We start from the raw sequence: 20,636 nt of genomic DNA, 5'->3' as shown, positions 1-20,636 counted from the left end.
CGCGGGTGAACCCGCTCCCACAGGTACAGTGCAAGCCTTGAAAATTCATGTGGTCCCTGGCCCCACAGGTACAGCATAAACCTTGAAACTTGTGCGGTCCCTGTGGGAGCGGGTTTACCCGCGAATAGGCCGGGCCTGCTGATCAGCGCTCGATCGCCAGCGCCACGCCTTGCCCACCCCCGATGCACAAGGTAGCCAGGCCTTTTTTGGCGTCCCGCTTGATCATCTCGTGCAGCAAGGTCACCAGTACCCGGCACCCGGAAGCCCCAATCGGGTGGCCCAGAGCAATCGCCCCGCCATTCACGTTGACCCGCGCAGCATCCCATTCCAGCACCTTGCCCACCGCCAGCGCCTGTGCGGCAAAGGCTTCGTTGGCTTCGATCAGGTCCAGTTCGGCCAGTTGCCAACCGGCCTTGTCCAGGCAACGCTGAGTCGCTGAAACCGGGCCGATACCCATGATTGCCGGGTCTACCCCGGCACTGGCATAGGCGGCGATCTTCGCCAGCACTGGCAAGCCCAGGGCTTTGGCCTTGGCGGCACTCATCAGCAGCACAGCGGCGGCGCCGTCATTCAGGCTGGAGGCGTTGCCAGCGGTAACGCTGCCGTCCTTCTTGAAGGCAGGGCGCAGTTTGGCCAGGGAGTCAGCGGTGGTGTCCGGGCGTGGCTGTTCGTCCTGGGCGAACACTTTGGGCTCACCCTTTTTCTGTGGCAGCACGATCGGGGTGATTTCATCAACGAAGCGCCCGGCCTCGATGGCCGCCACGGCCTTGCGCTGCGATTCGGCGGCAAAGGCGTCCTGCTGCTCACGGCTGAGGCCGTACTCATCCACAAGGTTCTCGGCGGTGATGCCCATGTGATAGTCGTTGAAGGCATCCCACAGGCCATCGGTGATCATGCTGTCGATCAGTTGGCCATGGCCCATGCGCTGCCCAGTGCGGGCCGAAGGCATCACATAGGGGGCCAGGCTCATGTTCTCCTGGCCACCGGCAATCACCACTTCGGCATCACCGCAACGAATGGCCTGGGCGGCCAGGTGCAAGGCCTTGAGGCCCGAGCCGCAGACTTTGTTCAGGGTCAGCGCCGGTACGCTGTAGGGCAAGCCGGCCTTGATCGCGGCCTGGCGTGCCGGGTTCTGCCCGGCGCCGGCGGTGAGTACCTGGCCGAGGATCACTTCGTCGACCTGCGCCGGGTCCAGCCCGGTCTGCTCCAGCAGGCGCTTGATCACGGCGGCACCGAGGTCGACCGCAGGTACCGTGGCCAGGGCGCCCTGGAAGCTGCCGATGGCGGTACGGGTAGCGGCGACGATGACCACGTCGTTCATGTTGTTGTTCTCCGTGCGATGGGCGTAATGCCCAAGCATCGGTGGCTTTGGCTCATTTGTTAAGTTTGTTTTTCTTTCGGATTGATGTGAAAAACAAATCAATGGGCGCTCGGCGTTCTATCCAACTAAGCTGAATTCCGTGCTGTTTCACTCAACTGAATGGAGCCCATATCCATGCGCACCCTCATCGCCCTGATGCTACTGATCGGCAGCAGCACAGCATTCGCCGCCACCCAATGCACCACCGCAGACAAAAGCACCTGGCAAGACCAGGAAAAGTTCCAGGCCCAGCTCAAGGAGCAGGGTTACAAGATCAACAAGTTCAAGGTTACCAAGGGCAACTGCTACGAGATCTATGGTCTCGACAAGGATGGCCGCAAGGTCGAGATCTACCATGACCCGGTGAGCGGCAAGGCGGTCAAGTCCGAGTACCACGATTGAACAGTGACGGCACGGTGCAGCTGTGGGACCCGCTCCTGCGGCTGTGCCATCTCTCCATCGCCGGGGTGTTCTTCGCCGACTATTTTTTCAACGAAGAAGGTGACGACTGGCATCAGTGGCTGGGTTACTACGCACTGGCCTGTGTCGTGGTGCGCGTGGTCTGGGGCTTTGTCGGGCCACCCAGCGCGCGCTGGGCCGATTTCTGGCCAACCCCGGCGCGCCTGGCAGGGCATGCGCGTGCACTGCTGCGCGGCGAGCCTTGTCACCGCCTGGGGCATTCGCCGATTGGCGCCCTGGTGATGCTGTTGATGCTGACCGGTATCGCTGGCTTGGGCTTGACCGGGTGGGCGTCCCAGGAGGTGGATGCGCTGTGGGGCGCCGATTGGCCGACCGACCTGCACAGCTGGTTGGCCGATGCGGTGTTGGCGTTGGTGTGTGTGCATGTGCTGGCGGCCATCTACGAGAGTGTGCGCCTGCGCGAGAACCTGCCGTTGTCGATGATCACCGGGCGTCGCCGGCGTCGGGATTGAATTTAACTGTGCCGGCCTCTTCGCGGCTAAAGCCGCCCCACAGGTATTGCACGGCCCTTGAGAGCGGCGCGGAACTGACTGGCAGCATCATTCAGGCTGCCACATCACCTTGTAGGAGCAGCCTTGTGCTGCGAAGAGGCCGGTAAGGCTAAAGATAATCTTCGGCGTCAATGGCCTCTTCGCAGCACAAGGCTGCTCCTACAGGGCTTGTGTTTGCCTTGAAATCAAGCCGCGAAGAGGCCAGGTCAGGCAACGCCATTCAAACAGCCGGGAACTGATGGGTCACACAGTGAATCCCGCCACCCCCGGCCGCAATGGCATCAATATCCAGCTGCACGATGTCCCGCCCCGGGTACAACGCCGCCAGCAACGCCCGAGCCTTTTCATCCGCCTGCGCATCACCAAACTGCGGCGCGATGATCGCGCCATTGATCACGAAGTAATTGATGTACCCCGCCGCAAAGTCTTCATTGCCCTTGCTGAACCTGTTACGCCGCCCGCACTGTGGCGGTGCCACGACATGAATCTGCAACGTCCGGCCCTCTGCATCGGTGGCGCGCTTGAGAATCTCAAGATGCTTGCGCGTCACGGCGTGGTCATACGATTGCGGGTCGTTGTCCAGGTTGGCAATCACCACCCCCGGCCGCACGAAGCGGGCATAGAAATCCACATGCCCGTCAGTGATGTCCTCACCGGCGATGCCCGGCAGCCAGATTACCTTGCTCAACCCCAGGCGCTCCTTGAGCTCGGCCTCGACCTCGGCCTTGCTCCAGCCCTTGTTGCGGTTGGCATTGACCCAGCTGCTTTCGGTCATGATGCCGGTGCCATGGCCATCCACTTCGATGGCGCCACCTTCGCCTACCAGTTCGCTGCGCTGGTAGCGGGCGCCGGCGAGGGTGGCGACCCGCTTGGCCAGTTGTGCATCGTTGCGGTGGCGCTGCTTGTTGCCCCAACCGTTGAAGTTGAAGTCCACCGCGCCCAGCGCGCCGTCGTCATCGAGGACGAAGTTGGCGCCTATGTCGCGCATCCAGATGTCGTCCAGTTCGCACTCGACAAAGCTTGTGCGCGGGCTGGCGCAGTGCTGCTCGGCCAGCTTGCGTTCGCTTGCCCGGCAGAACACGGTGACCGGCTGATAACGCGCGATGGCCTGGGCGATGCGGCCCAGGGCAGCTTGCACATCGGCGGTGAAGTCTTCCCAGATGGCATCCTGGGCGCCGAAGGCGATGAAGGCGCGCTGCTGCGGTTCGCCCTCGTCAGGCATGAACCAGCGCCCGGGCTCGTCGGCGCGAGCCAGGCCCAGGGGCAAGCCAAGGCCGGCGCCGAGGCCGGCGGCCAGTGACAGTTGCAGGAAGGTTCTACGGCTTGGCATGGCTCAGTCCTGTGCAGTCTTGAAGCGTGTCCACACGCGCATGCGTGCCCGCATGTCAGCCTGTGGAATATCGCGGCCCGGTATCAGTCGGGCATAGGTTGCTTCGTCGAGGTAGATATCGGGGTTGTCGCGCATGCGTGGGTCCACCGCCTGGCGCGCCTTGGCGCTGGCAGTGGGGTAACCGGTGAAGTTGCTGATGGCAGCCATGTTCGCCGGGCGCATGACGAAGTTGATGAAACGATAGGCGTATTCCGGGTGCCTGGCATCGGCCGGGATGGCCATGGTGTCCATCCACACCGTGGTGCCTTGGCGGGGCACGCGGTACTGGAAGTCCAGGTGCTTGCCTGCGGCCTCGGCCGTGCGCTGGGCCTGGATCACGTCGCCGCTGTAGCCCAGGGACACGCACAGGTTTTCGTTGACCAGTTCGGTCACCGGCTGCGACTGGAACTTGCGCACATACGGACGTATGGCCTTGAGCAATTCGCTGGCGGCTGCCAGGTCTTCACGCTTGGCGCTGCGTGGCTCGCGGCCCAGGTAATTGAGGACCACCGCCAACACTTCGTCGGGCGAGTCGATGACCGAGATACCGCAGTCGGCGAACTTGGCGGCCAGCTCCGGCTTGAGCAGCAGGTCGAGGTTGTCCAGCGGCGCATCGGGCATGCGCTGGCGGACTTTGTCGGCATTCACCGTCAGGCCGATGGTGCCCCAGGTGTAGGGCACGGTCGCCTGGCTGGCCTTGGGGTACCGGGCATGCAACTGGCGCAGGCCAGGCTCGATGTCGTCCAGTGCCTCAAGGCGGCTATGGTCCAGTGGCTGCAGGCTGCCGGCGCGCATCAGCCGCTCGGCAACGGTGTCACCCGGGAACACCAGGTCGTAGCCACTGCGCCCCGACATCAGCTTGGCTTCGAGTACTTCACTGCCGTCCATGACGTCGTAGATGACCTGGATGCCGGTTTCGGCCGTGAACTGCTTCAGGGTGTTTTCGGCAAAATAGTCGGCCCAGTTGTACAGGCGCAAAACGGGTTGTTCGGCCTGGGCCTGGCTGGCGCAAATGGCCAGCGCCAATGCGGCTAGAACGTGGTGTTTCATGCTCAGGCCCTCAGGGTATGTGGATGCTTGCCGTCCAGGGTCAGCAGTGGGGCGTACATTTCCGGGCGACGGTCGCGGTAGATGCCCCAGCTCAGGCGGTCATCGCGCATGCGTGCCAGGTCCAGTTCGTGCAGCCAGATGCCACTGTTGTCGCGGTCGGCCTCGGCGAGCATGGCGCCCTTGTGATCGCAGATGAACGACGAACCATAGAAGCGCATGCTCAACGAAGCGTCGCTGGCGGCGACTTCATCGCCTACGCGATTGGCCGCCACCACCGGCAACAGATTGGCGGCGGCGTGGCCGCGCATGGCCACCTGCCAATGGTCGCGTGAGTTCAGTTCGGCGCAGCCGGGCTCGGAGCCGATGGCGGTGGGGAACAACAGCACTTCGGCGCCCATCAGTGCCAGGCAGCGAGCGGTTTCGGGGAACCACTGATCCCAGCAGATACCGATGCCCAGGCGGCCAAAGGTGGTATCCCAGACCTTGAAGCCGGTGTCGCCAGGGCTGAAATACTCCTTCTCCTGGTAGCCGATGGCGTTGGGGATGTGGGTTTTGCGGTACACCCCGAGCAGGCGGCCATCGGCATCGGCCACGGTCAGCGAGTTGAAGAAGGCATTGCCGGCGCGCTCGTACCAGCTCAGCGGCAGTACCACGCCCAGCTCGCCGGCCAGCGCAGCGAAGCGCTGCAAAATCGCGCTGTCGGGGTAGGGCTGGGCGAGGGCCTGGTGCTGGTGGTCCTGTTCGATGCAGAAGTACGGGGTAGCGAACAGCTCCTGCAGCAGGATTACCTGGGCGCCTTTGGCAGCGGCCTGGCGCACCAGCTGTTCGGCGCGGTCGAGGTTGTCGGGCAGGTTCCAGCTGCACGGCATCTGAGTGGTGGCAACCCGGAGCAGGCTCATGGCTGTACCTCCGGCTGCTGCTGGGTGATGCAGTGAATGCCGCCACCGCCGTGGGCGATGTGGTCGATGCGCACGGGCACGATCTGCCGGCCCGGGAAGGCGTGGGCCAGTTGCGCAGCGGCCTCCTGGTCGGCAGCGATACCGTAGGCCGGCATGATGATCGCGCCGTTGGCGATGTAGAAGTTGGTGTAGGACGCACAGAACACCTTGGCGTTATGGTCGACCGCGGCGGTGGCCTCGTACAGGTCCAGCAGTTCGAAGTGGCGGCCTTGGGCGTCCGTGGCCAGTTCCAGGGCGCGGCGGTTTTCCCGCACCACGTCGGCGTACACCGAGCCTTGCTCATGGGTGGCGTCGACCAGCAGTACGCCTGGCCGGGCGAAGGCACACACGCCGTCGACGTGGCCGTCGGTCATGTCGCCGGTGACGTATTGCGGGTCACCCGGCAGCCAGATGGTCTTGCGGATGCCCAGGTGGCGGGCAAAGCAGGCTTCGAACTCGGCCTTGCTCACGCCAGGGTTGCGGTTGGGGTTAAGCAGCACCGACTCGGTGGTGATCAGCGTGCCTTCACCATCGACATGAATCGCACCGCCTTCGTTGCACAGCGAGGTGCTGAAACCGTCCAGGCCTAGCTGGTCGAGGATGCGCCGACCCAGGCTGCGGTCCAGGCTGTGTTGCGACTTGTCGCCCCAGGCATTGAAGCGCCAGCTCAGGCCGGCCAGGCCATGCTGCGGGTGGCAGACGAAACTCGGGCCGCTGTCACGGCACCAGCTGTCGTCCACTGCCAGTTCGATCAGCTCGATGTTGGCACCGCAGAGCGCGCGGGCGCTGGCCACGGCAGACGGGTCGACGACCATTTTCACCGGCTCGAAACGGGCGATGGCCGCTGCGACCCGGGCGTAGTCCTGCTGTACATCGGCCAGGCGCACGTTCCAGCCGCTTTCCCACAGGGCCTGATTGTGTGGCCAGACCATCCAGGTTGCCGCGTGGCGTGCCCATTCGGCGGGCATGCGCCAGCCGCTGTCGAGGGACAGGTGCATAGTGAACTCCGATCTATTAAGGATTTTTATCAACGAAGCCCGCCGTCGCGGGTGTTGGTGTCCATGCTATGGTTAGGCCTGGCCGGCGACAAACGATAGATTTAGCGCACATCTGATCAGCAGGGCTTATCAATCATGCTTAAACACTGGCCACCCCTGAATGCCTTGCGCGGCTTCGAGGCTGCGGCGCGGCTGGGGAGTTTCCACAAGGCAGCCGAGGCGCTGAACCTGACGCAGTCGGCCATCAGCCAGCAGATTCGCAGCCTGGAAACCTACCTGGAGCAGCCGCTATTTCACCGCAGCGGGCGTAGCGTGAGCCTGACCGACGCCGGGCATGACCTGCTCAGCACCACCCAATCACTGTTGCAACACCTGGCCGTGGGCATTCGCCGGCTTGACCAGTACCGCAAGCCCAACCAGCTGGTGGTCAACACCACCCCGGCGTTTGCCAGGCACTGGCTGTTGCCGCGGCTGGCCGACTTTCACCAGCGTTGCCCCGAAGTGGACCTGTGGCTGTTCACCAGCTTCGAGGTGCCGGACATGGCCACCGAGACCATCGACCTGGCCATCCGCGATGACCTCAGCGCCCAGGCCGAGTGCAGCTTCAGCGTGCTGCATCAGGACCAGCTGTACCCGGCCTGCCACCCTGCACTGGCGTCTTCGGCTGCGCGGACGACCTTGCACGGCGAACGGGAAATGGACTGGAGCCATTGGCAGCTGGAAGGTGGCGAAGATGTCGGGCAGCAGGGCAAGGGGCTGAATTTTTCCGATCCCGGGCTGTTGCTGGATGCGGCGAGCGAGGCGCTGGGGGTGGCACTGGTCAGCCAGTTGCTGGCGCGGCGGGCGATTGAGGAGGGGCACCTGCAGGCGTTGTCGGCGCAGCGGGTGCGGGGGCCGGCGTGGGCTTGCCTGGTGCATCGGGATAGTCAGGATGACCCGCTGGCCAAGCGGTTTCTGGAATGGTTGAAAGGTGCTCTCCTGGTCAATTGATGCAGCCTGCACCGGCCCTTTCGCGGGCGAGCCCGCACCCACAGAGATTGTGCAAATCTTGAGGGCTGCACAGTACCTGTGGGAGCGGGCTTGCCCGCGAAGAGGCCAGAACAGGCTATCCCCGGTTTTGCATCCCCTTGATCACCCCGTAATATGTGTCGGATAACCTGCGGGGGTAGTCTCACCCTCTGATCAATCGGAATCGCCCCACGCGGCGCTTCCCCGGCATAAACCTGACGAGGTACAGACATTGGCCATCATTCATCCTAAGGTTCGCGGTTTCATCTGCACCACGACTCATCCGAAGGGCTGCGAGCTCAACGTCCGTGACCAGATCGAAGCCACCCGCAAGCTGGGCGTGCGCGAGGATGGCCCGAAGAAGGTTCTGGTCATCGGTGCTTCCAGTGGCTACGGCCTGGCAGCGCGTATCACCGCAGCGTTCGGTTTCAAGGCCGACACCCTGGGCGTGTTCTTCGAAAAACCAGGCACCGAAACCAAGGCCGGCACTGCTGGCTGGTACAACTCCGCTGCCTTCGACAAGTTTGCCAAGGCCGAGGGCCTGTACAGCAAGTCGATCAACGGTGACGCCTTCTCCGACGAGGCCCGTGCCAAGGTCATCGAGCTGATCAAGAACGAGATGGGTGGCAAGGTCGACCTGGTCATCTACTCGCTGGCCTCGCCCGTGCGCAAACTGCCGCAGACCGGTGAAGTCATCCGCTCGGCACTGAAGCCGATCGGCCAGCCCTACAAGTCGACCGCCATCGACACCAACAAGGACACCATCATCGAGGCCAGCATCGAGCCGGCCACCGAGCAGGAAATTGCCGACACCGTCACCGTCATGGGCGGCCAGGACTGGCAGCTTTGGATCGACGCCCTGGCAGGCGCCAACGTACTGGCCGAAGGCGCTCGCACCGTGGCCTTCAGCTACATCGGCAGCGACATCACCTGGCCGATCTACTGGCACGGTGCGCTGGGCCAGGCCAAGCAGGACCTGGACGAAACTGCTCTGCGCCTGAACAAGAAACTGGCCAGCGAAGTGAAAGGCGGCGCCAACGTAGCCGTGCTGAAGTCGGTGGTTACCCAGGCCAGCTCGGCCATTCCGGTAATGCCGCTGTACCTGTCGATGGTCTTCAAGATCATGGAAGAAAAAGGCGTTCACGAAGGCACCCAGGACCAACTGGACCGCATGTACCGCGACCGCCTGTATCGCGCCGATGGTGCGCCGGCCGAAGTCGACGAGAAGGGCCGCCTGCGCCTGGACGACTGGGAACTGCGCGACGACGTGCAGAACGAGTGCAAGGCCCTGTGGCCGCAGGTCACCACCGAGAACCTGTTCGACCTGACCGACTATGCCGGTTACAAGAAGCAGTTCCTCAACCTGTTCGGCTTCGAGCGCGCTGACGTCAACTACGACGAAGACGTGGCCACCGATGTGAAGTTCGACTGCATCGAACTGTAAGAGTATTTAACCTGTACTGGCCCATTCGCGGGTAAACCCGCTCCCACAGGAAATGCACCGCTTTCGAGCTTGGCATACTACCTGTGGGAGCGGGTTTACCCGCGAAGAGGGCGGTACAGGCTACAAAATCTTTGCTAGTTTTGGCGCACAACAACAGGGAATGCGCCATGAGTAGCCTCACCCAACCCGCCACCCCCTTTCGCCAGGCCACTGCCGACGGCTACAGCCTCGGCGGCTTTATCTGGCGCCACGCCCAGCCTGACCCCCAGCGCCCGCTGGTGATCATCAACGCGGCCACCTCGGTACGCTGCCGCTATTACTCCCGTTTTTCCGACTACCTGTTTGCCCAGGGCTGCGATGTGCTGACCTACGACTACCGTGGCATCGGCGAATCCCGCCCGGCTTCGTTGCGTGGCTTCCAGGCATCGTGGAGCGACTGGGGCAGGCTGGATTTCGAAGCGATGTTGGCGCATGCGGCGGAGCGTTTCCCCGGCCAGCCAATAGACGTGGTGGGGCACAGCTTCGGCGGTTGCGCAGTCGGCCTGGCACCGTCGGCCGACCAGATACGCAGGGTAGTGATGGTAGGCGCACAGTTTGCCTACTGGCGCGATTACGCGGCTGATCAACGCTGGCGGCTGTTCGGCAAATGGCATGTGGTGATGCCTTTGCTTACCCGCGCTTTGGGCTACTTCCCCGGCAAGCGTCTGGGCTGGATGGAAGACACCCCGGCAGGGGTGGTGGATGACTGGACCACCCGTACGCCACGCTATGAGCACCGGCCAAGTGGGCGCCGACTGGGGAGGGTACCGTTTGCACACGTCCAGGCAGCGACGCTGGCCATCAGCTTGACCGATGACCCGTTTGGCACTGTGGCGGCGACCGAGCGGTTGCTGAGTTATCTACAGGGTGCCCGGCACCTGCGCATCGCGCCTGTGGATATCTCGGTCGAGGAAATTGGCCATTTCGCGTTTTTCCATGACCGGTTTCGCGAAACCCTGTGGCCGGTGGCCTTGCAGTGGTTGATGCAGGGGGAGCTGGAAGAAGGTGGGCCTGGCACCCTCATGGATTGAGGATGGATTCGATATTTTGGGGCTGCTTTGCAGCCCTCTCGCGACGCAAGGGCCGCAAAGCGGCCCCAGCTATCTCAAGCCTTGCGCGACAGCGGCTGCCCGGCAAATTTCACACCGGCCAAACCATGCTCGATCAGCGCACGGATATTGCCATGGTCGCTGCCCTCAGGCGTGGCCACCACATCACGGTAGTGCTCGCCAAAGGCCAGCAGCGCTTCCTGGTCGCTCAGCCCTTCCAGCAAAGCCAGGCCCAAGGTCTTGCACGACCCTTCGTTCTGCCCGGCCGCATTCTCCACGCCGCCGTTGTTGAAGGCCTGCGGCTGGTAACTGTAGTTGTCGGCAATGAACGCCAGGGTATCGGCAAATACATGTTGGCCGCTGGCCAGGCTGGCGCGCAGGGTGTTCAGATCAGTCACGAGGTTTTCCTTTTTCGAACGCCGCTTGTTGGTCGGCGCTGGCTTCTTTCTGGTATTGGGCTTTCCACTCGGCGTAGGGCATGCCGTACACCGCTTCGCGGGCGTCGTCCAGGCTCAGGTCGAGCTGGCGCTCGTCAGCCGCGGCCTTGTACCACTTGGACAGGCAGTTGCGGCAGAAACCGGACAGGTTCATCAGGTCGATGTTCTGTACATCGGTGCGCTTTTGCAGGTGTTCGACCAGGCGCCGGAACGCGGCGGCTTCGAGTTCTAGCTGTTGCTGTGGGGTCATGGGCTTCTCTCAGGTCATGCGGTTCTTCAAGTGGCGGCCACCGTTGATGACCACTTGGCTGCCGGTGCTGTACTGGCTGGCGAGCAGGTATTTGACTGTCTCGATCAGCGGGCCGGCGCCGGGTTCGAACTCCAGCAGGGCCTTTTTCAGGGTTTGCTGGCGGTAGGCTTCGTCGCCCCCTTCCTTGAGGATCAGCAGCCCGGGCAGGATACCGTTCACATGCACCTTGGGCGCATATTTTTCTGCGAACGACAGCACCATGTTCTGCAGCGCAGCCTTGGTGGCGGCGTAGCCAATGTGGCTTTTGCTGCCGCGCGAAGAGGTTTCGTCGCAGATGTGGATGATGTCGGCCTTTTCCACCTTGGCAAGCAAGTCACCCAGGGCCAGGTTCAGGTGGTAGGGCGCTTCGACGTGCAGGCGGAACATGGTTTCGAGGTTGTCGAGACCGTCATCGAGCCACAGCGAGGCGTTGTGGATGATGGCGCGCAGGCCGTCGTAATGGCTGTGCAGGTGATCGATCAGGGCCCGGCGGTCGGCCGCCCGGCACAGGTCGGCCTGGAACTGCACGATGTTCGGGTGGGCCGTGTGTGGCTGGACGCTGCGGCTGGCACTGACCACCGTATGGCCGGCCTGTGCCAGTTCAAGGGCCAGGGCCAACCCGACGCGCTGGCTGGCTCCGGTAACGAGAATGGGGCTGTTCATGTTCGGGGCGGTCAACTTGTCTGTCCTTTGGTTGCCGCCCAGCATACCCGAACTGTTTCCCTGTTGTATGGCCTGGCCTCAGCGGCTGCGCAAGGCGCCAGCGGTGGCCGGGGAGGCATGCAGCCAACTGGCCAGCAGGCGGGTGGACAGAGGGATGAACAGGTACACCATCACCGGCGTCAGGGCCAGGGTGCTGAGCATTACCCGGGGCAGCAGGTCCAGCGTTGCCAGCCAGTGGCCAAACAGCAGGTTGAACGCCAGCGACACCGGGAAAAACGCCAGCCAGATGGCCACTGCCTGCTTCCAGCGCGGTGGTTTTTGCACCGTATTGGTGCCAAACCAGTCGTCAATGCCACTGACGCGCGCCTCTTTGGGGCGTTCGAACAGGCCGTTGCCGCGTTGCAGCCAAGCCCGGCGCGAGGCGGAATGCTCCCAGGCATGCAGTGTGGGTTCGTCGCTGAAGCGGAAGATGATCTGGAATTCGTCGCCATCGCGGGGCGGGGCGAGGATGCCTGAACCGAGGTAGCCGGGGAAGTCGGTGGCCAGCTGCTCGCCTTCATGCAGCCAGGCCAGCAGGTCCTGGTAGCGGCCATGGGCGGCGCGGCGCGACACCATCAAGGTGACGGGTGGGGTAGACATCGTGTATCTCCTGGCAACGGGGCTGGCGGGTAGCTTGCCCCTTTGGCTGCGTGGCCCGGGGTGGTGGGCAACACAGGTACGCATGCAAGAATCGGGCGCGGATTATTGCGCATGTGTGATCTTCGGCAAATGTCAGCCGGCAAACGGTTGCACCCTGCGATCGGTGTCGGCGTAGTAGAATGTGCGCTCAACTTCCGCACTCAGGGTACGCCGTGCAGATGAACGAACAGGGACGTGATCCGCTGATCGAAGTGGGTCTTGAGCAGCAGGAGCTGTTTCCGATCCGCGAAGTTTCCCGACTGACGGGCGTCAACGCGGTGACCCTGCGTGCTTGGGAGCGCCGCTACGGGCTGATTCAGCCAACCCGCACCGACAGTGGCCACCGTCTTTATTCCCAAGCGGACATCGATGACATCCGCCGTATCCTCGGCTGGCTTGAGCGCGGTGTGGCGGTGAGCAAAGTGGGCAGCATCCTCGCTCGCGGTCATGCCCTTGCCGTGCAGGTCAGCGGGGCGACGGACGCCTGGTTGCGCTGGCAGCACCAGGTGCGTCAGGCCGTGCAGCGGTTTGACATGGCCGGCCTGGACCGGCTGTTCGACGAGGTGTTTGCTGCCAACACCCTGGACCAGGTGTTCGCCGAGGTGTTCATGCCGGTTTGGCACGACCTGGCGGCGGGGCAGGGCGGCTATGGGCAGGCCAGCGAGTGGCTGTTCCTCGACCAGTTCTTGCGTGGCCGGGTATTTGCCCGTTTGCAGCTCGCCCACGTGCCGCGTGGTCGCACAGTGCTGCTGGCAGCGTTGCCAGGGCAATGCCACGAACTGGAATTACTGGTGACCGGCCTGAGCCTGGGCAGCGACGATATTGGCGTGACGCCCTTGGCGAGCGGGCAGCCGCTGCAGGAGCTGGCGCTGGTCTGCGAACGCCTGAAACCAGATGCTCTGGTGCTGTTTTCGCACCACCCACCCACGGCGGAACTCACCCGACGACTGGTGCGCATGGCTGCGGTGCTGGAATGCCCGTTGTTGCTGGCCGGCGAAGCTGCAGAAGTGGCACAGGACCACCTGGCAGGCAGCCTGGTAGCGTGCCTTGGTGCGCAGGGCGGTGTAATGCGCCAGCGCTTGCGGCAGTTTCTGGCCGGTCAGCTCGATACCTGATTGTGCAGTTCTGGGTGCGCCCGGCGATGGGCCTGGAGGATATAGTCGCGCAGGCGGTCGATCTCTTCGGCCGGGCTCTGGCCCAGGTCGTAGGCCGCCAGATCCGGGCCGATGCGGCGGCCCAGTACACCATGCAATTCGATCGGGCTGATATCGCCCGGGGCGAAGTGCAATTCGAAACGGGTGGGCGCTGCTGGCAAGCCGCGGATCTCCACCAGTACACCTTTGAACGAAATATCGCGTACCCACAGGCCGCTTTGCTGATCGTGGCTATCGAGCAGCGGGCTGGGCGTTTCCATCGACAGGCGCCAGGCGCGCAGCATGGGGCCGTCTTCGTAGATTTCGGGTGAACCCACTTGCAGGTGCAGCGCGTGGAACTCGTCTTCCACCAACTGCAGCGGGAAGCTGATCTGCTGGTTGTTGAACTGGGCCTGCAAAGTCACCTGTTCGTTTGCCACCAGGCGGGTCAGCAAGCTCTGGATGCGGCGGTCGCCATTGACCAGCAGGCTCGACATGGAGTCTGCCAGGTTCAACTGCGGCGAATGCTGCATGCTCTGGATGAAATCCAGTTCGTCCTGGGTCAGGAGCGCGTCTGCTTGCATGATCGAACTCGGTGGTGGCGATTTCTTCAACGGAATTGACCGTGCGTGGCGTACTTGGTTCAGGCGCGTTCGTCGGGTTTCGGACAAACGCGCAGTTCGGCAAGCTCCCGCTCAAGTTCGACCTGGCGGCTGACGTCCTTCTGAATACCGATGAAATAGGTCCGCTGTTCAGCGTCGAGCCTTACCGGGGTGATGGAAAGTTCGTTCCAGAATGCGCTGCCATCCTTGCGGTAGTTGCGCAGCACTTCGCGACAGGGGCGGCCTTCGGCCAAGGCCCTGCGGATGCGGGCACGGCCAAGCTGATCACGGTCGTCGGCCTGCAGGAAGCGGCAATCCTGGTAGAGGATTTCGTCGCGGCTGTAGCCGGTCAGGCGTTCGAAGGCGGCGTTCACGTAGATCAGGATGGTGTCGTCGCCTTCCTGTTCGGCAACCACGATCCCGTCATTGGACGCATCGACCATCGATTGCAGCAATTGCGCGTTGATCATGTCTGGGCCATTGAGCAAAGAAAGGCTGAAGGCGGCGACTTTGGTAGAGGCGGCCTTTTGCCAGCGCTGGATGCTAGTATCCTACGTTTTCACTCAGTTTCGGAATCCTCTACCCGATGAAAGTCGCCATTATTTCCGGATCGGTCTATGGCACCGCCGAAGAAGTCGCCCGTCATGCCGAATCGCTGTTGAAGGCTGGAGGCCTGGAGGCCTGGCATGCGGCGCGTGCCACCCTGCAGGATCTTGAAGGTTTTGCCCCAGACGCCTTGCTGGCCGTGACCTCGACCACCGGCATGGGCGAGCTGCCGGACAACCTCATGCCGTTGTACTGCACCATTCGTGACACCCTGCCTGCGGCCTGGCGTGGCCTGCCGGGTGCAGTGATTGCGCTGGGCGACGCCAGCTACGGTGACACCTACTGTGGTGGTGGCGAGCAAATGCGCGAGCTGTTTGCCGAGTTGGGTGTGCGCGAAGTGCAGCCAATGCTGCGCCTGGATGCCAGCGAGACCGTGACCCCGGAAGCCGATGCCGAACCGTGGTTGGCGGAGCTGCTTCAAGCGTTGAAAGCCTGACGGATTACCAGCGTCTGTCTCGGCCTTTTCGCGGGCTTGCCCGCTCCCACAGGGTTTGCACTGCCGTTGAGATCAGCGCTATACCTGTGGGAGCGGGCGAGCCCGCGAAGAGGCCCGCAAGGCAATCATTCTTTTTTGTGAATCACCGGCCACTCGCGCAGCAACGCCAACCACGCCTGCGCCGCCCGTGACAGGTACGCCCCGCGCCGCCAGATAAACGCTATATCCCAACGCAACTCCTGCGGCGAACGCAGCGGCAAACGCACCACCCCGGGGCGCTCAAGCGCTTTTGCCACCACCCGGGGCAGCAACACCACGCCCTGGCCTGCCGCCACCAACGCTGCCAAAAAATCCGCCTGGCCACTGCGCCCGCCTTCCTTCGGGGTAAACCCTTGCTGTTGGCACGCCTTCAGCAGCCGGTCATTGAGCACGAAGCTGCGCTGATACAGCAGGAACGGCGTATCGGCCAGTTGCCCCAGGTCCACCCCGTCCAGGCCCGCCAAGGCATGGCCAGCCGGCAGCAGGGCATCCAGCGGTTCGTTGCAAAACGGTTGGTAGTCGAACGCTTCGTCGCTGGGCGTCAGGCTGCCTCCCAATTCCAGTTCGCCACTCCTGACTGCCTGCTCGACGCTACGGCTGCCGCCTTCGAGCAACTGAATCGCGATGTTGGGGTGGCGCCGCCGGTATTCGGCGAACAAACCGGCGAACAAGGCGTCGCTGCCCAGCATTGGTAAGCCCAGGCGCAGTTCGCCACGCTCCATCTGGCTGAGGTCGTCCAGTTCGTTGAGCAGTGCCTGGCGCTGACGCAGCAGGGCCTCGCCACGCTCCAGCACAATGCGCCCGGCAGCCGTCAGGTGCAGTTGCGAGGCCTGGCGCTCCAGCAGTGGCTGGCCCACATCTTGCTCCAGCTGGGCCACCTGCTTGCTCACAGCCGACTGGCTGATGTGCAGGGTGTGCGCCGCCTGGGTGAAACCGCCGCGGTGGACCACTTCGATAAAGCTGCGCAGTTGTTTGAATTCCATATTCTGAATTCCATTATGGAATGGTCATCAGTCTAACAATTCGCTTCTGGCCTAGGCAGCCGAATCTTAAAATGAGGGCCTGTCGAGGAACCCGCACCATGAAACCCGCGTTATTGAAAAAAGCCCTGCGCCTGCTTGTCGAGCTGGCGATCCTTTGTTCTTTGTTCCTGCTCGGCGGCCAGCTTGCCAGTTGGCTGGGTTGGCCCATACCTGGCGGCGTGATGGGCTTGGCCCTGTTGCTGATACTGTTCGCTTCGGGTGTGCTCAAACCGGCCATGCTGCAACTGGGCGCTGGCTGGCTGATGGCCGAGATGCTGCTGTTTTTCATCCCGGCGCTGATGAGCCTGCTGGACTACGGTTCGCTTATCCGTGAAGAAGGCTGGCGCATCTTGTTGGTGATCGCCGTGAGCACGCTGATGGTGATGGTGGTGACTGCCTTGACCGTGGAGCTGGTGTGCCGCTGGAGTGTGCGCCATGAGCCTTGAACCCATGCCGCTGTTCTGGCTGGCCCTGACCTTGCTGGCTTACCTGGGCAGCCGCTGGCTGTACCGGCGCAGCAAGCGCTACCTGCTGTCGCCGTTGATATTGGTACCCGTGTTGCTGCTGGCGGTGGCGGTGCCGCTGCATACCGCCTATGCCGAGTATGCTCGCAACACCCACTGGTTGATGAGCGTGCTCGGCCCGGTGACCGTGGCCTTCGCGGTGCCGATCTGGCAGCAGCGGGCCATGCTGGCGCGCCATTGGCCGGCCTTGATGGTGGGCATGGTGGCTGGCAGCAGTGCCTCGATCGCCAGCTCTTGGGGCCTTGCGCACTTGCTGGCGCTGGACAGTGCAACCAGCCTGTCGCTGGTGCCGCGTTCGATCACCACGCCGTTTGCCATGCCCTTGGCCCATGATCTGGGGGGCGTGCCGGAGCTGACGGCGGTGTTCGTGATGTTCACCGGCGTGCTCGGCGCCATGTTCGGCGGCGTGCTGCTGCGCTGGCTACCCCTGCGCACGCCGCTGGCACGGGGTGCGCTGTTTGGCGTCGGGGCGCATGGTGCCGGGGTCAGCCGGGCACAGGAGGTGGGCCGCGAGGAAGGCTCGGTGGCCGGCCTGGTCATGGTCCTGACCGGGCTGTTGAACCTGTTCGCGGCACCGCTGCTGGCCATGCTGCTCTGACCGTTCGTGCCACTGACTCGCACAGTCATCAAGCTGGCTGGCAACGCAAGTTTCAGGCTTTGGGCTGCTGGCTAGACTCTGCCTCGACATAGAGAGCACATGTATGTGCCGAGGTGACATGCAATGACCGCAGCCTTGCCCTATTCCGCCAACACCACTTCACCGGGACCGTTCTGATGCCTATGGCCGAAATTCCATTGTGCGTCTGGCGTACCCGGGGACAGAGTTTCACTTTCCGGGGCCAGAGCATCCGCTACTGGACCGCAGGGCAAGGAGAGCCCCTGCTTCTGTTACACGGTTTCCCCACCGCCAGCTGGGATTGGCACTATTTGTGGGGGCCTTTAAGCCAACGCTTCAGGGTGATCGCTTGCGACATGCTCGGCTTTGGCGATTCGGCCAAACCGGTCGATCACGCCTACAGCCTGATGGAGCAGGCGGACTTGCAGCAGGCTTTGCTTGGCCACCTGCAGGTCGACCAGCCAGTGCACCTGCTGGCTCACGACTACGGCGGCAGCGTCGCCCAGGAGTTACTGGCGCGCCACCATGAACAGCGTGCCGACATTGCCAGCTGCGTGTTCCTCAACAGCGGGCTGTTCCCCGAAAGCTGCCGCATGCTGCTGATCCAGAAGCTGCTGCTCAGCCGGTTCGGCTGGCTGGTCGGGCGTTCGTTCGGGCGTGACGACCTGGTGCGCAACGTGACCCAGGTCTACGGCCCTTGCACCCACCCCAGCGAAAGTGCCCTGGATGATTTCTGGAGCCTGATCGCCGCCAACCGGGGCACACGCATCCTGCACAAGCTGGTGAGCTACATGCCCGAGCGCAGCGTGCACCGTGAACGCTGGGTCGGGGCGATGCAGCGCAAAGGCGTGCCACTGCGTTTCATCAATGGCGTGGTCGACCCGCTGTCCGGCGCGCACATGCTCGAGCGCTACCGGCAACTGGTGCCGGAGCCGGATACCGTGCAGTTACAGGGCATCGGCCATTACCCGCACACCGAAGCGCCCGTGCAGGTACTGCGTCACTACCTGGCCTTTCGTGAACAGCCTGTGAGCTTCTACCCGCAGAAAGTGGCGTGGTCCTGACCGGGCCTCATCGCCCTGCGTTATTGCCAGGCATTCAGCCTGCGTGAGCTTGATTGTCCGCTGCTGGCTTGCGGCGGACACTCGGCTGACCTGAACCTGCCTGGAGCCATGAGCATGAGCGAGCCTGTCCGTCTGCAAGATCGCGTGGTGATTGTCACCGGAGCCGGCGGTGGCCTGGGCCGCGCCCATGCGTTGCTGTTTGCCGCACGTGGCGCCAAGGTCGTGGTCAACGACCTTGGCGGCTCTACCCACGGTGAAGGTGCCAGCGCGTCGGCCGCCGATCGTGTGGTGGAGCAGATCCGCGCCGCCGGTGGCATCGCCATCGCCAACCACGACTCGGTCAGCCAGGGCGCACGCATCGTCGAACAGGCGCTGGACAGTTTCGGCCGGGTCGATGTGCTGGTGAACAATGCAGGCATCCTGCGTGACAAGACGTTCCACAAGATGGACGACAGCGACTGGGAGCAGGTTTACCAGGTGCATGTCGAAGGGGCCTTCAAAACCACCAGGGCTGCCTGGCCACACCTGCGCGAGCAGAACTGGGGGCGGGTGATCTTCACCGCTTCTACCTCTGGCATCTACGGCAACTTCGGCCAGGCCAACTACGGCATGGCCAAACTGGGCCTGTACGGCCTGACCCGCACCCTGGCGATCGAAGGGCGCAAGCACGGCATATTGGTCAACGCCATCGCCCCAACAGGCGGCACCCGCATGACCGAAGGGCTGATCCCGCCCCAGGTATTCGAGCGGCTCAAGCCCGAACTGGTCAGCCCGCTGGTGGTGTACCTGGGCAGCGACCAGTGCCAGGGCACGGGTGAGCTGTTCGAAGTAGGCGGCGGCTGGGTGGGCAGGGTGCGTTGGGAGCGCAGCCTGGGGGTGGGCTTTGATCCGCGCGAAGGCTTTACCCCGGAGCAGGTGGCCGAGAACTGGGCACGGATCGGCGATTTTGAGGGGGCAGTGCATCCGCAGGACAGTTTGCAGGCGCTGCAGCAGATGATGGCGAACCTACAGAAGTACCCGCTGTAGAGAGCTTGCAGGGAACTTTGTGGGAGCGGCCTTGCGTCGCGATTGGGCCGCAGAGCGGCCCCAAGATATCAGCCGCACTGCATAAATTGCCGGGGCTGCTTTGCAGCCCGATCGCGACACAAGGCCGCTCCCACAGGGACCGCGTCAGCCAGTCGAGAGCGCATGTTGTTCAGGGCAAAAAAAAGGCCGCTGCAAGCCGCAGCGGCCAATCGAGACGTCAGATCAAGGAGCTTCAAAATCTACGTCGGTGAACCTCGCAGGCATGAAAAGCGGGGGGAGAGCCCTTCATGCCGGCCAGTGAGTTAAGAATAAGCGCTTGATCCCGTAGGAAAAATAGCGGCTTATGACATTCACCTTTACGTATCGGGCAATAGTGCCGCAGGCCTCAGGCAGAGGGCGAATAGCCCATGCGCCAGCTGGTTTCCCGCGCAGCCGCCAGCAGCCGTTGCGCCGCAGGGCCATGTTCGTCGGCATGGAAGATCGACGTCGGCCCGACCACGGTCATAACCGCCGCAACCTGCCCCATGGCATTGAACACGGGCGCCGAAAGCGCATCCACGCCCGGCATCAGCAGCCCGTGCACATGGTGCAGGCCGCGTTCGCGAATGCCCGCCAATACCGCCTGGTAATCGTCGGCATTCTGCTGCAGGGCAGCCAGTTCCCGGTCACGCAACTCCACGGTCTCGCGCTCCGGCAGGTAGGCGGCGAACACCAGGCCGGTGGACGAGGTGAGCAGCGGCAGCACCGAGCCCATCTGCGTGACCACGGTAACTGCACGCACCGCCGGTTCGATGCTGACCACGGTTGCGCCCTGGTTGCCCCACACCGCAATGAAGCAGCTCTCGTTCAGTTCGTCGCGCAGCTGCGACAGCGGCAGTGCGGCAATCTTCAGCACATCGATGCTGCCCAGCGCCGCCAGCCCCACCCGCAGTGCCTCACGGCCCAGGCCGTAATGGTTGGTGGCCGCATCCTGCTCGGCAAAGCCGCTGGCAATCAGCGCCTGCAGGTAGCGGTGCACCTTGCTCGCCGGCATCTGCACATGTTCCGACAGGCGTGACAGCGAGGTGGAGGGGGAGAGTTCGGCAAGGGCTTTGAGGATGTCTGTGCCAACCTCCGCCGAGCGGACTTTCTGCTTGCCGTTGTCGGCGGAGGAGCTGGCTTTGGTCATGGACATCTGCTTCCGGATTCTTCGAGTCGCGCCTTTATAGCTTGACGCCATGCCCGTAGCAAATTACGTTATTCGTAATCTGATTACGATAAAAACAATGCAGACGC

At 63.2% G+C, this 20,636-nt stretch carries 24 protein-coding genes; 11 read left to right on the top strand and 13 right to left on the bottom strand.

Annotated elements, in window-relative coordinates; all coding sequences use genetic code 11:
• Positions 1-142: 142 nt before the first annotated feature.
• Positions 143-1,321, bottom strand: coding sequence for an acetyl-CoA C-acetyltransferase (locus ABI582_RS27055; protein WP_442120808.1), 1,179 nt, complete (start codon positions 1,319-1,321; stop codon positions 143-145).
• A gap of 174 nt (positions 1,322-1,495) precedes the next feature.
• Here ABI582_RS27055 and ABI582_RS27050 point away from each other — a divergent pair, with 174 nt between their 5' ends.
• Both ABI582_RS27050 and ABI582_RS27045 read left to right on the top strand, forming a co-directional pair.
• Entirely contained in the window at positions 1,496-1,762 is a 267-nt protein-coding gene (locus ABI582_RS27050; protein WP_016489091.1) for a PepSY domain-containing protein, read from the top strand.
• Complete coding sequence (locus ABI582_RS27045; protein WP_338745206.1) at positions 1,759-2,292, top strand: cytochrome b/b6 domain-containing protein; 534 nt, start codon at positions 1,759-1,761, stop codon at positions 2,290-2,292. Before ABI582_RS27050 ends, ABI582_RS27045 begins: the two co-directional genes overlap by 4 nt.
• A gap of 259 nt (positions 2,293-2,551) precedes the next feature.
• On the opposite strand, the gene ABI582_RS27040 is transcribed toward ABI582_RS27045, so the two are convergent.
• Genes ABI582_RS27040 through ABI582_RS27025 form a run of 4 tightly spaced genes read right to left on the bottom strand, consistent with a single transcriptional unit; the run spans position 2,552 to position 6,686 of the window.
• A complete protein-coding gene (locus ABI582_RS27040; RefSeq protein WP_442120807.1) occupies positions 2,552-3,661 on the bottom strand; it encodes an agmatine deiminase family protein in 1,110 nt (369 codons plus the stop codon).
• Positions 3,662-3,664: 3 nt separating this feature from the next.
• The gene (locus tag ABI582_RS27035) at positions 3,665-4,750 is read right to left on the bottom strand and encodes an extracellular solute-binding protein (protein ID WP_442120806.1); all 1,086 of its coding nucleotides are present in this window, start codon (positions 4,748-4,750) and stop codon (positions 3,665-3,667) included.
• 2 nt (positions 4,751-4,752) lie between these two features.
• Positions 4,753-5,649: an N-carbamoylputrescine amidase gene (gene aguB / locus ABI582_RS27030; protein ID WP_442120805.1), complete on the bottom strand. Its 897-nt coding sequence runs from the start codon at positions 5,647-5,649 to the stop codon at positions 4,753-4,755.
• Entirely contained in the window at positions 5,646-6,686 is a 1,041-nt protein-coding gene (locus tag ABI582_RS27025; RefSeq protein WP_442120804.1) for an agmatine deiminase family protein, read from the bottom strand. Before ABI582_RS27025 ends, aguB begins: the two co-directional genes overlap by 4 nt.
• Before the next feature lie 135 nt (positions 6,687-6,821).
• Here ABI582_RS27025 and ABI582_RS27020 point away from each other — a divergent pair, with 135 nt between their 5' ends.
• From ABI582_RS27020 to ABI582_RS27010, 3 genes are all read left to right on the top strand, one after another.
• The gene (locus ABI582_RS27020; protein WP_442120803.1) at positions 6,822-7,676 is read left to right on the top strand and encodes a LysR family transcriptional regulator; all 855 of its coding nucleotides are present in this window, start codon (positions 6,822-6,824) and stop codon (positions 7,674-7,676) included.
• A 250-nt stretch (positions 7,677-7,926) separates the two neighbouring features.
• Positions 7,927-9,138, top strand: coding sequence for an enoyl-ACP reductase FabV (fabV, locus tag ABI582_RS27015; RefSeq protein WP_338745200.1), 1,212 nt, complete (start codon positions 7,927-7,929; stop codon positions 9,136-9,138).
• A 167-nt stretch (positions 9,139-9,305) separates the two neighbouring features.
• A complete protein-coding gene (locus ABI582_RS27010; protein ID WP_442120802.1) occupies positions 9,306-10,208 on the top strand; it encodes an alpha/beta hydrolase family protein in 903 nt (300 codons plus the stop codon).
• Between the two features lie 74 nt (positions 10,209-10,282).
• Here the strand turns inward: ABI582_RS27010 and ABI582_RS27005 are convergent, their stop codons facing one another.
• From ABI582_RS27005 to ABI582_RS26990, 4 genes are read right to left on the bottom strand one after another with little or no spacing between them, the layout of a single operon-like run.
• On the bottom strand, positions 10,283-10,624 hold the full coding sequence (locus tag ABI582_RS27005) for a HopJ type III effector protein (RefSeq protein WP_016497941.1): 342 nt from the start codon (positions 10,622-10,624) through the stop codon (positions 10,283-10,285).
• The gene (locus ABI582_RS27000; RefSeq protein WP_003260708.1) at positions 10,617-10,913 is read right to left on the bottom strand and encodes a DUF1244 domain-containing protein; all 297 of its coding nucleotides are present in this window, start codon (positions 10,911-10,913) and stop codon (positions 10,617-10,619) included. The genes ABI582_RS27005 and ABI582_RS27000 overlap by 8 nt, the downstream gene beginning before the upstream one ends.
• 9 nt (positions 10,914-10,922) lie before the next feature.
• The gene (gene folM / locus ABI582_RS26995; protein ID WP_442120801.1) at positions 10,923-11,660 is read right to left on the bottom strand and encodes a dihydromonapterin reductase; all 738 of its coding nucleotides are present in this window, start codon (positions 11,658-11,660) and stop codon (positions 10,923-10,925) included.
• 33 nt (positions 11,661-11,693) lie between these two features.
• Complete coding sequence (locus ABI582_RS26990) at positions 11,694-12,254, bottom strand: antibiotic biosynthesis monooxygenase (protein WP_258653991.1); 561 nt, start codon at positions 12,252-12,254, stop codon at positions 11,694-11,696.
• A 218-nt stretch (positions 12,255-12,472) separates the two neighbouring features.
• Here ABI582_RS26990 and ABI582_RS26985 point away from each other — a divergent pair, with 218 nt between their 5' ends.
• Positions 12,473-13,408, top strand: a complete 936-nt coding sequence (locus ABI582_RS26985) for a MerR family transcriptional regulator (RefSeq protein ID WP_338745194.1) — start codon at positions 12,473-12,475, stop codon at positions 13,406-13,408.
• Here the strand turns inward: ABI582_RS26985 and ABI582_RS26980 are convergent.
• Complete coding sequence (locus tag ABI582_RS26980) at positions 13,393-14,010, bottom strand: hypothetical protein (protein ID WP_442120800.1); 618 nt, start codon at positions 14,008-14,010, stop codon at positions 13,393-13,395. The two genes, ABI582_RS26985 and ABI582_RS26980, sit on opposite strands and share 16 nt — an antisense overlap.
• A gap of 59 nt (positions 14,011-14,069) precedes the next feature.
• Positions 14,070-14,498: a PAS domain S-box protein gene (locus tag ABI582_RS26975; RefSeq protein ID WP_043197867.1), complete on the bottom strand. Its 429-nt coding sequence runs from the start codon at positions 14,496-14,498 to the stop codon at positions 14,070-14,072.
• Between the two features lie 116 nt (positions 14,499-14,614).
• Here ABI582_RS26975 and ABI582_RS26970 point away from each other — a divergent pair, with 116 nt between their 5' ends.
• The gene (locus ABI582_RS26970; protein ID WP_442120799.1) at positions 14,615-15,070 is read left to right on the top strand and encodes a flavodoxin; all 456 of its coding nucleotides are present in this window, start codon (positions 14,615-14,617) and stop codon (positions 15,068-15,070) included.
• 125 nt (positions 15,071-15,195) lie between these two features.
• Here ABI582_RS26970 and ABI582_RS26965 read toward each other — a convergent pair whose 3' ends face one another.
• A complete protein-coding gene (locus ABI582_RS26965; protein ID WP_442120798.1) occupies positions 15,196-16,092 on the bottom strand; it encodes a LysR family transcriptional regulator in 897 nt (298 codons plus the stop codon).
• A gap of 98 nt (positions 16,093-16,190) precedes the next feature.
• Here ABI582_RS26965 and ABI582_RS26960 point away from each other — a divergent pair, with 98 nt between their 5' ends.
• The 4 genes from ABI582_RS26960 (at position 16,191) to ABI582_RS26945 (ending at position 19,361) form a co-directional block, all read left to right on the top strand.
• Positions 16,191-16,577: a CidA/LrgA family protein gene (locus ABI582_RS26960; protein WP_442120797.1), complete on the top strand. Its 387-nt coding sequence runs from the start codon at positions 16,191-16,193 to the stop codon at positions 16,575-16,577.
• Entirely contained in the window at positions 16,567-17,253 is a 687-nt protein-coding gene (locus ABI582_RS26955) for an LrgB family protein (protein ID WP_016497950.1), read from the top strand. The genes ABI582_RS26960 and ABI582_RS26955 overlap by 11 nt, the downstream gene beginning before the upstream one ends.
• A gap of 176 nt (positions 17,254-17,429) precedes the next feature.
• Positions 17,430-18,335 (top strand): alpha/beta fold hydrolase, encoded by a 906-nt coding sequence (locus ABI582_RS26950; protein ID WP_442120796.1) that lies wholly within the window; start codon positions 17,430-17,432, stop codon positions 18,333-18,335.
• A 114-nt stretch (positions 18,336-18,449) separates the two neighbouring features.
• Positions 18,450-19,361 carry an SDR family oxidoreductase gene (locus ABI582_RS26945; RefSeq protein ID WP_442120795.1) on the top strand — a complete coding sequence of 304 codons (912 nt, stop codon included), beginning with the start codon at positions 18,450-18,452 and terminating at the stop codon, positions 19,359-19,361.
• 385 nt (positions 19,362-19,746) lie between these two features.
• On the opposite strand, the gene ABI582_RS26940 is transcribed toward ABI582_RS26945, so the two are convergent.
• Positions 19,747-20,529 (bottom strand): IclR family transcriptional regulator, encoded by a 783-nt coding sequence (locus tag ABI582_RS26940; RefSeq protein WP_442120794.1) that lies wholly within the window; start codon positions 20,527-20,529, stop codon positions 19,747-19,749.
• Positions 20,530-20,636 lie beyond the last annotated feature (107 nt).

The sequence above is a fragment of the Pseudomonas sp. SAS7 genome (genome assembly GCF_052112345.1).
GTDB classification, from domain to species: domain Bacteria; phylum Pseudomonadota; class Gammaproteobacteria; order Pseudomonadales; family Pseudomonadaceae; genus Aquipseudomonas; species Aquipseudomonas putida_Q.
The sequence above is the reverse complement of the archived record's forward strand: the minus strand, read 5'-3'. Positions and strand labels throughout refer to the sequence as shown.

Bases quoted from the DNA above. Each gene is read 5' to 3' on its own strand.
- ABI582_RS26945 (WP_442120795.1), top strand. From the start codon at position 18,450: ATGAGCGAGCCTGTCCGTCTGCAAGATCGCGTGGTGATTGTCACCGGA.
- ABI582_RS27025 (WP_442120804.1), bottom strand. From the start codon at position 6,686: ATGCACCTGTCCCTCGACAGCGGCTGGCGCATGCCCGCCGAATGGGCA.
- ABI582_RS26990 (WP_258653991.1), bottom strand. From the start codon at position 12,254: ATGTCTACCCCACCCGTCACCTTGATGGTGTCGCGCCGCGCCGCCCAT.
- aguB (WP_442120805.1), bottom strand. From the start codon at position 5,649: ATGAGCCTGCTCCGGGTTGCCACCACTCAGATGCCGTGCAGCTGGAAC.
- ABI582_RS26985 (WP_338745194.1), top strand. From the start codon at position 12,473: ATGAACGAACAGGGACGTGATCCGCTGATCGAAGTGGGTCTTGAGCAG.
- ABI582_RS27010 (WP_442120802.1), top strand. From the start codon at position 9,306: ATGAGTAGCCTCACCCAACCCGCCACCCCCTTTCGCCAGGCCACTGCC.
- ABI582_RS27055 (WP_442120808.1), bottom strand. From the start codon at position 1,321: ATGAACGACGTGGTCATCGTCGCCGCTACCCGTACCGCCATCGGCAGC.
- ABI582_RS26970 (WP_442120799.1), top strand. From the start codon at position 14,615: ATGAAAGTCGCCATTATTTCCGGATCGGTCTATGGCACCGCCGAAGAA.
- ABI582_RS26960 (WP_442120797.1), top strand. From the start codon at position 16,191: ATGAAACCCGCGTTATTGAAAAAAGCCCTGCGCCTGCTTGTCGAGCTG.
- ABI582_RS27000 (WP_003260708.1), bottom strand. From the start codon at position 10,913: ATGACCCCACAGCAACAGCTAGAACTCGAAGCCGCCGCGTTCCGGCGC.
- ABI582_RS26965 (WP_442120798.1), bottom strand. From the start codon at position 16,092: ATGGAATTCAAACAACTGCGCAGCTTTATCGAAGTGGTCCACCGCGGC.
- ABI582_RS26940 (WP_442120794.1), bottom strand. From the start codon at position 20,529: ATGACCAAAGCCAGCTCCTCCGCCGACAACGGCAAGCAGAAAGTCCGC.
- ABI582_RS26980 (WP_442120800.1), bottom strand. From the start codon at position 14,010: ATGCAAGCAGACGCGCTCCTGACCCAGGACGAACTGGATTTCATCCAG.
- ABI582_RS27020 (WP_442120803.1), top strand. From the start codon at position 6,822: ATGCTTAAACACTGGCCACCCCTGAATGCCTTGCGCGGCTTCGAGGCT.
- ABI582_RS27040 (WP_442120807.1), bottom strand. From the start codon at position 3,661: ATGCCAAGCCGTAGAACCTTCCTGCAACTGTCACTGGCCGCCGGCCTC.
- ABI582_RS27035 (WP_442120806.1), bottom strand. From the start codon at position 4,750: ATGAAACACCACGTTCTAGCCGCATTGGCGCTGGCCATTTGCGCCAGC.
- ABI582_RS26955 (WP_016497950.1), top strand. From the start codon at position 16,567: ATGAGCCTTGAACCCATGCCGCTGTTCTGGCTGGCCCTGACCTTGCTG.
- ABI582_RS27050 (WP_016489091.1), top strand. From the start codon at position 1,496: ATGCGCACCCTCATCGCCCTGATGCTACTGATCGGCAGCAGCACAGCA.
- ABI582_RS26975 (WP_043197867.1), bottom strand. From the start codon at position 14,498: ATGATCAACGCGCAATTGCTGCAATCGATGGTCGATGCGTCCAATGAC.
- folM (WP_442120801.1), bottom strand. From the start codon at position 11,660: ATGCTGGGCGGCAACCAAAGGACAGACAAGTTGACCGCCCCGAACATG.
- ABI582_RS26950 (WP_442120796.1), top strand. From the start codon at position 17,430: ATGCCTATGGCCGAAATTCCATTGTGCGTCTGGCGTACCCGGGGACAG.